This is a genomic window from Dermacoccus sp. 147Ba (assembly GCF_004151355.1).
Taxonomy (GTDB): Bacteria; Actinomycetota; Actinomycetes; order Actinomycetales; family Dermatophilaceae; genus Dermacoccus; species Dermacoccus abyssi.
In genome coordinates this window covers 294,828-307,914 of sequence record NZ_SEHL01000001.1, presented here as the reverse complement: position 1 = coordinate 307,914, position 13,087 = coordinate 294,828, and the positions used below count along the sequence as shown (strand labels likewise).

The following is a 13,087-nucleotide window of genomic DNA, read 5'->3' as shown; positions in this document are numbered from 1 at the left end:
CGCCATCAGTGGTTCTCCTGCGGCACGAGAACACCCACGACCTCGAGCGCACCGGGGTCGACGAAGGGACGCACGACGGCGTTGCGCTCCGCCTGACCGTGGTCGGCCTCGACGCGGCTCACCTTCCCGAGCGGAATACCGGCGGGGTACGGGAACCCGTTCGGGCTGCCTGCCGTGACGACGGTGTCGCCGATGCGTACCGAACCTCCGTCGGCCACGACGAGGCTGACCTCGCTGCCGCTTCGCTTGGCCACACCCGCCGGCGCGCTCCCGCTGAGTCGGGCCAGGGAACGGGTGCGCTCGACGCGCGCCCCCACTACGGACGAGGGGTCGGCGAGCAGCGTGACCGTGGAGGAGTCGGCCCGGACTGCGGTGATGCGCCCCACGAGGCCGCGATCGCCCACGACGGCCTGCGAGAGTGAGATGCCGTCGCGCGAGCCGATGTCCAGTTCGACCTTCCGCTCGCTACCCGTTGAAGGTGCCGGCGTGAAGGCGACGGCATGACCGACGACAACATCGTGCTTGCCGCCCCCGAATCGTTCGGAGAGCGTTGCCGATTCCTCGACCGCTGCGAGTCTCTCCTCGGCCGATCGAGCGCGTTCGCTCGCGGCCAGGTTCTCCTTCGTCAGGCGCTTCACCTCCGCGTCGCGCCCGGTGAGGGACGAGACGAGAGACGTCACGCCACGTGACAGGAGCGAACTGACGCCGTCGCGCACCGGCGGAACGAGGTTGACGACGAGCGCGATGACGAGGAGGACGGCGACACCGATGCGCCTCCGTCGGGCGCGCGACCGGGTACCGCGTCCCGGCGCAGCCACCGCCGCGGACGCACCCGAATCTCGCCTCAACGCTCCACCTGCGACAGCAGCGACCGCGTCGCTGCTGGATCCTCGACGCACGTGCCCGCGCCCGTGACGACCGCGGTCAGTGGATCCTCGGCCAACCGGACGGGAACGCCCAACTCGTGGCTCATGCGCACGTCCAGGCCGCGCAGCATCGCTCCCCCGCCGGTGAGGACGATGCCGCCGTCGAGGACGTCGCCGGCCAGTTCGGGAGGGCAGGAGTCGAGGGTGGAGCGCACCGTCTCGCAGATCGTGAGCAGGTGCGGTTCGAGGGCTCGGCGGATCTCCCCGCTCGTCAGCGTGACCGCACGCGGAAGGCCCGTGATGAGGTCGCGACCGCGCACCTCGTGGGTGAGTTCGTGACTCATGGGGAAGGCCGAGCCGATGGCCGTCTTGATCGTCTCCGCGCTGCGCTCGCCGAGCAGGAGCGCGTACTCGTTCTTGACGTGGTTCGCGATGGCGTCGTCGAGGTCGTGGCCCCCGATGCGCACGGAGTGGGCACGCACGACGCCGCCGAGGCTCGTGACCGCGACGTCGCTCGTGCCGCCGCCGATGTCGACGACCATCGCGCCGGCCGTCCCGTGAACGTTCAGGCCGGCACCGAGGGCAGCTGCGACCGCCTCTTCGATGACGTCGACCCGCCGCGCCCCGGCGCGCATCGCCGCGTCCTCGAGCGCGCGACGTTCGACGCCCGTCACCTCGGAAGGAACACAGACGACGATGCGCGGGCGGATGAGGCGCGACGGTCGGGAGCGGGCAATGAAGTAGCGCAACATCCGCTCGGCGGCGTCGGCGTCACTGATGACGCCCGCGGCGAGCGGACGCACGATGCGCACCTTCGCCGGAGCTCGCCCGAGCATCTCCTTGGCATCGGACCCTGCGGCGAGGAGCTGGCCCGTGGCAGCGTCGAGCGCGACCACGCTCGGTTCGTCGACGACGATGCCCTCCCCCGCTTCGTAGACGAGGGTGTTCGCGGTGCCGAGGTCGATCGCGAGGTCGCGGGACGGGTTTCTCAGGCGCTCGAACACGCCGCCGAGTATTTCAAACTCGGCTGGACGTTCGCGGCACGTCCACGCGGGCGACACCTCGACGCGGCAGCGGTGTTCACCCGCGCCGCTTCATGACGAGCAGTTCCCCGGCGCTGCGCACATACGGGTCGTTGTAGCGACCGGCCACCTCGAACCCGTGACGGGCGAACATCGTGGCGATGCGCTCGGAGGTCACCGGATCCAGGGCCCCGTGCTCGCCCGGCGCGGCGGCACGCTGTTTGCCCTCGCGCGAGTTGAGCGAGACGGCATAGCGAATACCCGTGCCGCAGACGAGATCGACGTAGTTCTCGACGACGTCGGGCTCCATCTCCTGGAACGAGAAGGAGTTGACGAAGACCTCGAAATCCTCCTCGAGGTCCGGCAGGCGGTAGTTCGGAACGACGCCGCTGTTCGGCACGGTGAGCGGGCCGGCATCCGGCCGGTCGAGGCACGTCGTCACACGATCACCGAACAGTTCGGTGAGGTACCAGGACGCAACGGTCAGGAGGGGTGGGATGTCGGCATCGACGTACCGCACGTTCTCGTCGCGGCTCATCAGGATCTCGCCGAGGGCGCCGAAGCCGCCGCCGATCTCGAGAAAACTCGACGGCGGTGCGTCGACGTGCTGCGACAGCGCGGCGAGAACGAGAAGGTAGTTGTTGTAGGCGCGTCCGACGGTGACCGCCGAATCGTCCTTCGTCACGGGGAACGCCTGCGGCGGACGGCCCACGCGACTCTCACCGTGCGAGCGCAGATCGAACGGCCACCGCTCGGTGTTCCACCAGGCGCTCGCGACGTCGTGATCGCGCCACGCGTCGCGACTGCCGCTGAGTGCGGCCCGAAAGTATCCCGGGTTGACGCCCTCCCGGCTCGTTCGTGCCACGTCGAGGAGCTCTTCGCTCAACGCCGGGGAATAACCGTCTCCGTAGAGCGGATAGAACCAGAACGACGCGGTTGGCCAGCGCTTGAATTCCTCGAGGCCCCGCTCCTGCAGGTCGTGGAGAAGCTCACGCAGGCCGGGCCCCCAGAAGTTCGTCGGGCGGAACTGCTCGTTCACGCCCTCGATCTCACACAAGGTTCGCTCGGTCAGGTCATTCCACGATGCGCTCACGATGCCTCCTCGAGGTGAACTCGGGCGCCCGCGTTCAGGGTCTCACGTCTGCCGTTCGTCTTCTAGAAAACCACTCGCGCCGTTCGCCCTGCCACGGGCAGAATGAGGGTCGGCGCAGGCTCGCGCCCAGCGCACCGCGTGACCCCAGCTCACGCGGACGGCGTGAAGGGAAGCAGATTCTCGAGCCGAGCAACGCCTTCACCGCACATGCACACGTTCGGCTGCGGTTCATGCTGGGGATGACGCAGACCGTGAGGTGTGACATGACACGTGACCAGGATTTCAAGCGACTCGTGCGAGCTCGGATGCGCGAGACGGGTGAGAACTACGCCCTCGCACGAAGCCACTTCGAGAACGCTTCGCGCAACTCCGCCAGGAACGACGCTCCACACGACGAAGCGAGCGCCGACGCATCCGCAGACGTCCGATCGTCCACCGCCGGCGCAACGGCCCATGAGCGCGCGGCGGCACAGCAGCGCCGCACGATTCGCCCGTTCTTCGACGCCGAGGGGCGCCGCTTGCTGTCCATCCCGACCAAACGGAGCACCCGCATGGCCGTGCTTCTCGATCTCGTGCGGCATTTCGAGCCAAATCGCGAGTACACCGAAGCCGAGGTGGGCGCTGTGCTCGCACCGGTCCATGAGGACGTCGCGTACCTGCGCCGCGAACTCGTCAACGTCGGCTACCTGACGCGCTCGGCCGGCATCTACCGGCTGGCCGGGCGAGTGCCGGAGCGTGACGTGCGCTGGGCCCACGAGTTTCCCGAGTGGGAGCGGCTGTGGCTCTCGGCGTACCTGGCCGGAGCCGGGGGCAACCCCGGGTGACCCAACAAAGCAAAGGAGCGGCGCGCCCACCGGGGCGCGCCGCTCCTTCACGTCACGTGGTCGATCAGAGGTTGGGGAACCAGATGCCGATCTCGCGCTCGGCCGACTCCGTGGAGTCGGAGCCGTGGACGATGTTCTGCTGCACCTTGAGGCCCCAGTCGCGGCCGAGGTCGCCGCGGATCGAACCGGGGGCGGCCTCCGTCGGGTTGGTGGCGCCGGCGAGCGAACGGAAGCCCTTGATGCAGTCGTTGCCCTCGATGACGGCGACGACGATGGGGCCGGAGCTCATGAACTCCACGAGCGGCTCGTAGAACGGCTTGCCCTCGTGCTCGGCGTAGTGCTCGGCGAGCTGCTCACGCGTGGCCTCGGTGACCTGCAGCGCGGCGAGGGTGTAACCCTTCGCCTCGATGCGGCGCAGGACCTCGCCGGTGAGGCCGCGACGGTAGCCGTCGGGCTTGACGATGACGAGCGAACGCTCGGTCTGTGCGGTCATGACGGGTTCCTCCAGAGGAAGTTTTCGAATGCTTGCTTCGGATGATGTCAGGCGTGCACGGCGGCGTCGACGACGCCGGTGGCGAGCAGCACGTAGATGACGAGCGCGAGCCCGATGCGGTAGATGACGAACGGGCGGAAGTTGTGGGTCGAGATGTACTTCATCAGCCACGAGATGACGGCGTAGCCGACACCGAAGGCGATGACGGTGGCGATACCGATCATGCCCCAACTGCCCGAGTCGGCGTCCTTACCGGCCGAGGCGACCTCGACGACCTGCAACGCGCCCGAGGCGAGCACGGCCGGGATGGCGAGGAGGAATGCGTAGCGCGTTGCCGCCGGACGCGAGTAGCCCATGAACAGACCACCGGCGATCGTGCCGCCCGAACGCGAGACACCCGGGATGAGCGCGAGCGCCTGGAAGAGACCGAACTTGAGGCCGTCGGCCCACGACAGGTGCTCGAGGTCCTTCTCCGTCTGCTTGTTCTCGAGGCGCTTGTCGGACTGGATGTCGGCCACCATGATGACGAGCGCGAAGACGAGCAGCATCGTCGCGGTGATCCACAGGTTGCGCAGCGTGCCTTCGATCGCATCCTTGAACAGGATGCCGAGCAGGGCGATCGGGATGGTGCCGATGATGACGAGCCAACCCATGCGAGCGTCCGGGTCGTTCTTCTCGACCTTGCCGGTCAGCGACCCGAACCACTGCTTGACGATGTGGACGATGTCCTTCCAGAAGTACACGAGGACGGCTGCCTCGGTGCCCAGCTGGTTGATCGCCGTGAAGGCCGCGCCACCACCGTCGTTGCCGAAGAAGATGCGCCCGACGAGGAGCTGGTGCGCCGATGACGAGATCGGCAGGAACTCGGTGAGCCCCTGCACCACGCCGAGGACGATCGCCTCGAGCCAGTTCATGTATTACTCCCAACGAAGTTGCGCGTCAGTTCGTCCATCTTGTCGCCCTGCACGAGCGCGGTGATCCACAGCGCGAGGAAGAGCAACCCGGCGATGAGCATCAGTGGTGCGATGAACGCGGTGAGCAACGTAGCCACCTGAAGCACCCACCCTAGGGGGATGCCGATCGACTTCCGCATCGACGCGGAGGCGTACAGACAAAGCACAGCCAGACCGAGGCCACCCCAGAGGTAGAGGCTCTGGTTGCCGCCGCCGTCGGGGTGCTCGGCGTTCTCCAGACCCCACGCCGTGAGGGCGAAGAAGAACAGGATGAACGCCTGGCAGCCGATCGTCGCGCCGGCGAGCTGTCGCGTCTTGCGCTCACCGATACCGGTGAAACGCAGGCGCCGGATCCATTCGGCGATCACGAGTTCGTCACCCCCAGGAGCATGCGCACCTCGGCGGCCGTGATGACCGACCCGGTGGCGAGCACACCACCGCCGACGCCCTCTTCGTCGGCCAGCTGCGCGGCGTGGTCGAGCGCGTCCGGCAGGTTCTCGATGACGGTGACACGGTCGTCGCCGTACAGCTCGGCCGCCAGCGTGCCCAGCTCCCGCGGCGCCATCGAGCGCGGCGAGGTGTTGCGCGTGACGACGACGTGGTCGAGCGTCGGCTCGAGGGCCGTGAGGATGGCCTCGGCGTCCTTGTCCGCGAGCACGGCGACGAGACCCACGAGGCGGTTGAACTGGAACGAGTCGGCGAGCGCCTCACGCAACGCGGTCGCACCGGCCGGGTTGTGCGCGGCGTCCACGACGACCGTGGGCGAACGACGCACGATCTCGAGGCGACCGGGCGACGTCACGCCCTCGAGCGCTGCACGCAGGACGTCGTCGTCGATCTTCTGCTCGCCCCCACCGAGGAACGCCTCCACAGCCGCGATCGCGAGCGCCGTGTTGTGCGCCTGGTGCTCGCCGAAGAGCGGCAGGAACAGATCGGCGTACTCGGCGGCGAGGCCACGCACGGAGATCATCTGTCCGCCGACGGCAGGTTCGCGGGCTGTCACGCCGAAGGCGTCGTCCTCGCGCAGCATCGTGGCGTCGACCTCGAGGCAGTACTCGCGCACGATCTCGTCGACCTCGGGGGCCTGTTCGGCGACGACGGCGATGCCGCCCGGTTTGATGATTCCCTTCTTCTCCCCCGCGATGTCCTCGAGGGTGTCGCCGAGCAGGCGCGTGTGGTCGATGGCCACGGGTGCGATGACGGAGACGACGCCGTCAGCCACGTTCGTGGCGTCCCACACGCCGCCGAGGCCGACCTCGACGACGGCGACGTCGACGGGCGCGTCCGCGAACACGGCGTAGGCGAGGACGACGAGGACCTCGAAGTAGGTCATCGTCGGCTCGTCGGCGGCGAGGCATTCGGCGTCGACCATCGCGATGAACGGCTCCACGTCCTCCCAGACCGCGACGAAGCGCTCCGGGTCGACCGGTTCCCCGTTGAGCGCGATGCGCTCACGGAAGTCGTGCAGGTGCGGCGAGGTGAACCGGCCGGTCTTGAGGCCGTGCTCGCGCAGCACCCGCTCGACGATGCGCGTCGTCGTCGTCTTCCCGTTCGTGCCCGTGAGGTGGATCATCGGGAACGTCTTCTGCGGGTCGCCGAGCAGTTCCATCGCCCGGCGCACGCGCTCGAGCGACGGCTCCGGGTTGTTCTCCGGGGTGCGCGCGAGGATCGAGTCCTCGATCTCGCGCACCCGCAGGCGCAGCGCGGCCTGGTGCTCGGCCTCGCGGGCCTCGGCGTCAGGAGCGCCGCTTCGCTTCGTGGGCGTCACTTGCCCTCCACCTTCTTCACGACGATGCGAACCTTCTGCTTGTCGCCGACCTCGGCCTCGGTACCGACGCCCTCGGGCAGCTGGTGCGCGGCACCGGCCGAACCGAACTGGACGGCGAGCGTCTCGCGCATGATGAGGTCCTGGTGCGCGACGGTGGCGCCCCAGACCTCGTCGTCACCGGTGACGGTGAGCGAGATGCGGTCGGAGATGTCGAGTCCGGCGTCGCGGCGGGCCTGCTGGACGGCGCGCACGACGTCACGGGCGAGCCCCTCGGCGGCGAGCTCTGGGCTCACTTCGGTATCGAGGACGACGAAACCGCCGCTCGGCAGCATCGCTGCCGCCGTGTTGGCGCCGGCCTTGTCGGCGTCGACAGCCATGTCGAGCGTGTACTCGCCCTCGACGAGTTCGAGCCCGCCGGCGGTGACGACGCCGTTCGCGTCGACCGACCAGTCACCCGACTTGCTGCCCTTGATGGCCTGCTGGACGTTCTTGCCCAGGCGCGGGCCGGCAGCGCGAGCGTTGACCGACAGGCGCTGGCTCACGCCGAAGCGGTCGGCGTCGGCGCTGGCCGAGTCGGCCAGGACGAGGTGACGCACGTTGACCTCGTCGGAGACGAGGCTCGCGAACTCCTCGAGCTGGTGCGGGTTCTCACCGACCACCGTGACGCTCGCGAGCGGCAGACGCACACGCAGGCGCTCCGCCTTGCGCAGGCCGAGCGTCACCGAGCAGACCTCACGGGCGCGGTCCATCGCGGCGACGAGTTCGTCGTTCGCCGGAAGGTCGTCGACGACCGGCCAGTCGGTGAGGTGCACCGAGCGGCCACCGGTGAGGCCGCGCCAGATCTGCTCGGTCTCGAACGGCAGCAGCGGAGCGGCGACGCGCGTGACGACCTCGAGGGCCGTGTAGAGGGTGTCGAACGCCTCCGACGACAGGGACTCGTGCGACTCACCCGTCTCCGCGGACGTGCCGGTGCCCCAGAAACGCTCACGGCTGCGACGGATGTACCAGTTCGTCAGGACGTCGAGGAAGCCGCGCACGCTCTCGCAGGCCCCGGCGATGTCGTAGGCGTCCATCTGAGCCTGGACCGTCTCGACGAGGTCGCGCAGCTTGGCGAGCAGGTAGCGGTCGAGGACGTCGGTGGAGCCCGTCGTCCACTTCGCCTCGTAGCCCTCGCCGCCGTTCGAGGCGTTGGCGTAGAGCGCGAAGAACGACCACGCGTTCCACAGCGGCATCATGACCTGACGCACGCCGTCGCGGATGCCCTGCTCGGTGACGGAGAGGTTGCCGCCGCGCAGGATCGGGCTCGACATGAGGAACCAGCGCATCGCGTCGGCGCCGTCACGGTCGAAGACCTCCGAGACGTCCGGGTAGTTGCGCAGCGACTTGCTCATCTTCTGCCCGTCGCTGCCGAGCACGATGCCGTGACAGATGACGGAGCTGAACGCCGGCTTGTCGAACAGCGCGGTCGCGAGGATGTGCAGCGTGTAGAACCAGCCACGCGTCTGGCCGATGTACTCGACGATGAAGTCGGCCGGGAAGTGGTTCTCGAACCACGCCTCGTTCTCCATCGGGTAGTGCACCTGCGCGTAGCTCATCGAACCCGAGTCGAACCAGACGTCGAGCACGTCGCTGACGCGGCGCATCGTGGACTGGCCGCTCGGGTCGTCCGGGTTGGGGCGCGTGAGCTCGTCGACGAACGGACGGTGCAGGTCGGGCTCGCCGGCGGCGTTCTTCGGCAGCGTGCCGAAGTCGCGCTCGAGGTCGGCGAAGGAGCCGTACACATCGATGCGCGGGTAGGCGGGGTTGTCCGACTTCCACACGGGAACGGGGCTGCCCCAGAAGCGGTTACGGGTGATCGACCAGTCGCGGGCGTTCTCCAGCCACTTGCCGAACTGTCCGTGCTTGACGTTGCCGGGCACCCAGGTGATCTCGTCGTTGTGCGCGAGCATGCGCTCCTTGATCTTCGTCACCTCGACGAACCAGGAACTGACCGCCATGTAGATGAGCGGCTGACGGCAGCGCCAGCAGTGCGGGTAGGAGTGGTCGTAGCTCTCGCGGCGCACGAGCACCGTGCCGTCACTGACGTGCCCCGTCGCGCCCGCACCCTTCGTCGCCGCCTTGAGGTGGTCGATGATGTGCGGGTTCGCGTCGAAGACCTGCATGCCTTCGTAGTCGCTCACCGGGTAGGTGAAACGACCGTCGGGGCCTACGGGAACGACCGGTGGGATGCCCGCGGCGTCCGTGGCGGCCTTGTCCTCCTCACCGAAGGCGGGGGCCATGTGGACGAGGCCCGTACCGTCGTCGGTCGTGACGTAGTCGGCCGAGAGGATGCTCCACGCCGCGCTGCCCGCGAGCTTCTCCTCGTTCGCGAAGTAGGTGAAGGGTGCGGTGTAGCGGCGTCCGACGAGGTCGCGGCCCTTCAGCCGCTCGACGACCTTCCCGGCGAGCGCGTCGGCGTCGAGCTTCTCGCCGAACAGGTCCTTGGCGTAGGCAGCGAGGCGCGCTTCGGCGATGACGTACCGCTCGCTCGAGCCGGTGGGGGCGTCCGCCTCGACGACGACGTAGTCGATGTCCGGGCCGACGGAGACGGCCAGGTTGCTCGGAAGAGTCCAGGGCGTGGTCGTCCAGATGAGTGCCTTCTCCCCCGTCTCGAGGGTGAAGCCGACGGTGACCGCCGGGTCCTGCCGATTCTGGTAGACGTCCTCGTCCATGCGCAGTTCGTGGTTGGACAACGGCGTCTCGTCGTTCCAGCAGTACGGCAGCACCCGCAGGCCTTCGTAGATGAGGCCCTTCTCGTACAGCGATGTGAACGCCCAGATGACCGACTCCATGTAGCCGGCGTTGTACGTGCGGTAGCCGCGCTCGAAGTCGACCCAGCGGCCCATGCGCCCGACGTAGTCGACCCACTCGTCGGCGTACTTCATGACGCTCGCCTTGGCGGCGTCGTTGAACGCCTCGATGCCCATCTCGACGATCTCGTCCTTGGTCTTCAGACCGAGTTGACGCATCGCCTCGAGTTCGGCGGGCAGGCCGTGGGTGTCCCACCCGAAGACACGGTCCACCTTCTTGCCGCGCATCGTCATGTAGCGCGGCACGAGGTCCTTGACGTAGCTCGTGAGGAGGTGGCCGTAGTGCGGCAGACCGTTGGCGAAGGGCGGGCCGTCGTAGAAGACGAACTCGTTCTCGCCGTTCTCACCGGCGTCGCGCTGTTCGATCGAGGCGCGGAAGGTGTCGTCGGCCGCCCAGTAGTCGAGGACTGCGCGTTCGATGTCGGGGAACGCGGGCGAGGAGGGCACGCCCTTGATACCGAATGCCTCACCGGCGTGCTGATCTGCGGCAGTGGCATTCTGGGTGAGATCGACCTTGGGATAGGTCATGGCGGCATCCTTTGCGCGGTCAGGTCGTATGCAAGGACGACGGCACCGACGTGTGTCGGAACCTCGCGGTACCACCTTGCTTGCCATCTCGAACCCGCGTGCGCAGGGAGCGATCTGACCGCTTCATGCCGGCTGTGACGGGCCACTCCCGCCCGGTTCTACTGAGTGCCTCCGTGGGGTGGCACTGTTCTTCCGGGGACTCGCCGCTGATGACGGCTCCAACGTCGTTACGACTATCGTAGCGTGACAGCCACCAACCGCAGCAAGAGCTTGCCTGCCACTCACCGGGAATCTTAACCGAGATCCTCCCGCTACTCCGCTCCTATCACGGTCCCCTGCCAGCTCTCAGTAGGCTGGGGTAGCGTCAATGGCATTCCCCAGCGCTTCCGCGAGCCGATCAAGCTCTCCCGCCCGCGGGGAGGGCGCGGTGGAGGCCACTACGTGAGCAGCGCCACCAGCCCCCGAAGCGCGACTCACGACCCATCCGCCCCGCTTGAGCTCCGAAGTCCACTTTTCATGGACGCCATTCCTCGAGGAAAACGCAACGGATGCGTCAGCAGCCCACTCAAGCACGACCTCGATTGCCGCTCGAGAGACCACACGAATCTGGCATTTGACGCCACTGACCAGGCGCACCTCAACACCTCCTTCGAGTAGCGTGAAATCACGCTCTGAAATCGGGTCACAGCGAGCAACCAACTCGTCAACCAAAAGATTGGCATCCTCTACCAGATCCGGATCCAGGTGAGCTTCCTCGAGCGCCTTCAATTCCGCCCTGATATAGCTCATGGTCGGCCTCCGACGCTGATCATTTGCGATGCAGGAATTAATCAACCGAGCATATCGAACAGGAAGCGATCGCCATTTGGAGGATGGGAAAACTCGGCACGCACGGAAAACTTCTTTCTCGAACTCAACCGGATCATATCTCGCCGGCTCACGCTGAGAACAGAGGTAATAGAGCGTCATTCCCACTCCAAACGAGTCGACAAGAGCGTTCTTTGCCTCCGCACTTCTTTCGCGAGATAGCTGCTCAGGTGCAAGATAGCTAGTAGGCCCGGTACTCTTGTCCGCAAGAAAGGTCCTGTCGTCGGCGCGAACATATGTCGAAAGATCAAAATCGAGCACCGTCACCTCCCAACTCGTCTTCTCCCACGGCGACGAAATCATAACATTCCCCGGGCGAATATCGCGATGAATAACTCGCTCCTTCAAGCCATGGGCACTTTCAATGATCTCAGCCAAGCGGGAACCCAGGGAAAGCACATCTTGCCACTCGGTCACGAGTCGATTTTCGACAACTTCGGCAAGAGTTGAACCGTGAATATAATCCATCACCACCATGGCAGGAATCTCAGAAGACTCCACATATCTAACCATTCCAGGAATGCCGTAAGCGGTCAATATTTTCATCGCCTGTACGCCACGCCTAAAGGCAACCATCATGTCAATGTTCGAACGCTGCTCCTCTCGAAGAATCTTCACTGCGTAGATTTGCTTGTTTTCATCGAGAGCGGGGAAAACTCGACCGAATGCACCGGCGCGCCCGTCGTCTTGCAACTCATACCCCATAAAGGGATAGTCGCGCACCTTAGCCGGGAGGTACCAAGACTTATAGATAGACCGATCGTACTTCTCGAGAAATTCATAGAACTCGTCACTCAGGCCCGACCGTCCAACGATCTCTAGAGCCTTCTCGTTGAGAGCCCCGCGAAGATCATCCTCATCCATCCCCGCCGCTTCGTCCGCTGACTCCGGAAGCCTTATGCGCCCTCCGAATGACTTGAAATCGGGGGACAGAGTCCGGTCTGCGGGCTGCGCGCGGGAGAAGACACGTACCATTTGAAGCAAATCGCCATGGCGGCCAGCGGAGTATCCCACCACGCGAACGTCATTTTCCTCGGCCCATTTAGACGACTGAAGATCAACATGGTCCGTGACCCAGTAGCGGTCTTCGTAACGCCTGCCTTCACTCTTCAGAGCCTTTAATACTGCCGCGATTGCTTCATCTTGCGGTCCCACCCCGATGAACACAACGGTGGACCGGTCGAAGATATCTCGAATTGTGGACGCAACCTCCACATTCTTGAGGCGGCGCTCAAGATCTGCCCGTGTCATCACCCAAGACTTGTCATTCTCCAATGCGCCGTGGAGCTGCCAGAGGAACGGGCGCCCGCCCTCCCCGACATTATGGGCGAGGCCTTCAACCTCTGCACCTACGTGATAATGAGCCGGAGCTGCACCTGACCTAGCCTTCGCATACGCGAAATGCGCCGCTTCATCGATATTGAGATTGACAATTCCAGCAATGGGCAATCTCCAAAGATCCTCATAAAGACCAAAGCTGCTATTGCCGTCAACCTTAAGAATTGATTTAATGGCGCTCGAAAACTCTGGGCGCCCGCCTGCCTCGCTCATCCGCTCGAAGGCCACCCAAAGATCGTCCTCGCACTTAGCGCTTTCGAGAAGGTGGCGCTTGGCCTCGCTTTCCGCTCCGGGAAGAGCGGCGCCTAGGAGGCAGTCGCAGACCTGGTCGCGTAACGAACCCCACAACGGGAGGCCGATTCCTTTACTCACACCAGCCCCTACCACCAGGACAATCGGGCGGGCTTTCAGGGCGAACTCGTTCGTCAATGCGCGAAACGTCGTGGGTGTCGTCGTAAGACTATCCGCCATGAAACATCTCCCTCG

10 protein-coding genes are annotated in these 13,087 nt (G+C 65.8%); 1 reads left to right on the top strand and 9 read right to left on the bottom strand.

Annotated features, from left to right (window positions below):
- Positions 1–5: 5 nt before the first annotated feature.
- The 3 genes from mreC to EVU97_RS01445 all read right to left on the bottom strand — a co-directional run bounded on the left by mreC (position 6) and on the right by EVU97_RS01445 (position 2,981).
- A complete protein-coding gene (gene mreC / locus EVU97_RS01455; RefSeq protein ID WP_165357830.1) occupies positions 6–848 on the bottom strand; it encodes a rod shape-determining protein MreC in 843 nt (280 codons plus the stop codon).
- Positions 845–1,870 (bottom strand): rod shape-determining protein, encoded by a 1,026-nt coding sequence (locus EVU97_RS01450; RefSeq protein ID WP_129662902.1) that lies wholly within the window; start codon positions 1,868–1,870, stop codon positions 845–847. The genes mreC and EVU97_RS01450 overlap by 4 nt, the downstream gene beginning before the upstream one ends.
- 76 nt (positions 1,871–1,946) lie before the next feature.
- Positions 1,947–2,981, bottom strand: coding sequence for a putative sugar O-methyltransferase (locus EVU97_RS01445; RefSeq protein WP_165357829.1), 1,035 nt, complete (start codon positions 2,979–2,981; stop codon positions 1,947–1,949).
- A gap of 263 nt (positions 2,982–3,244) precedes the next feature.
- Between EVU97_RS01445 and EVU97_RS01440 the strand changes: the two genes are divergently transcribed.
- Positions 3,245–3,805: a DUF2087 domain-containing protein gene (locus EVU97_RS01440; RefSeq protein WP_165357828.1), complete on the top strand. Its 561-nt coding sequence runs from the start codon at positions 3,245–3,247 to the stop codon at positions 3,803–3,805.
- 64 nt (positions 3,806–3,869) lie between these two features.
- Here the strand turns inward: EVU97_RS01440 and ndk are convergent, their stop codons facing one another.
- The 6 genes from ndk to EVU97_RS01410 form a co-directional block, all read right to left on the bottom strand.
- Positions 3,870–4,298, bottom strand: coding sequence for a nucleoside-diphosphate kinase (gene ndk, locus EVU97_RS01435; RefSeq protein WP_129662895.1), 429 nt, complete (start codon positions 4,296–4,298; stop codon positions 3,870–3,872).
- Between the two features lie 47 nt (positions 4,299–4,345).
- Positions 4,346–5,212, bottom strand: coding sequence for an undecaprenyl-diphosphate phosphatase (locus tag EVU97_RS01430; RefSeq protein ID WP_118913049.1), 867 nt, complete (start codon positions 5,210–5,212; stop codon positions 4,346–4,348).
- A complete protein-coding gene (locus tag EVU97_RS01425) occupies positions 5,209–5,619 on the bottom strand; it encodes a DUF4233 domain-containing protein (RefSeq protein WP_118913048.1) in 411 nt (136 codons plus the stop codon). The genes EVU97_RS01430 and EVU97_RS01425 overlap by 4 nt, the downstream gene beginning before the upstream one ends.
- Positions 5,616–7,019, bottom strand: a complete 1,404-nt coding sequence (locus EVU97_RS01420) for a folylpolyglutamate synthase/dihydrofolate synthase family protein (RefSeq protein ID WP_129662893.1) — start codon at positions 7,017–7,019, stop codon at positions 5,616–5,618. Before EVU97_RS01420 ends, EVU97_RS01425 begins: the two co-directional genes overlap by 4 nt.
- Entirely contained in the window at positions 7,016–10,396 is a 3,381-nt protein-coding gene (ileS, locus tag EVU97_RS01415) for an isoleucine--tRNA ligase (protein WP_129662891.1), read from the bottom strand. Before ileS ends, EVU97_RS01420 begins: the two co-directional genes overlap by 4 nt.
- Positions 10,397–10,741: 345 nt before the next feature.
- Positions 10,742–13,072: a protein kinase gene (locus tag EVU97_RS01410; RefSeq protein WP_165357827.1), complete on the bottom strand. Its 2,331-nt coding sequence runs from the start codon at positions 13,070–13,072 to the stop codon at positions 10,742–10,744.
- Positions 13,073–13,087 lie beyond the last annotated feature (15 nt).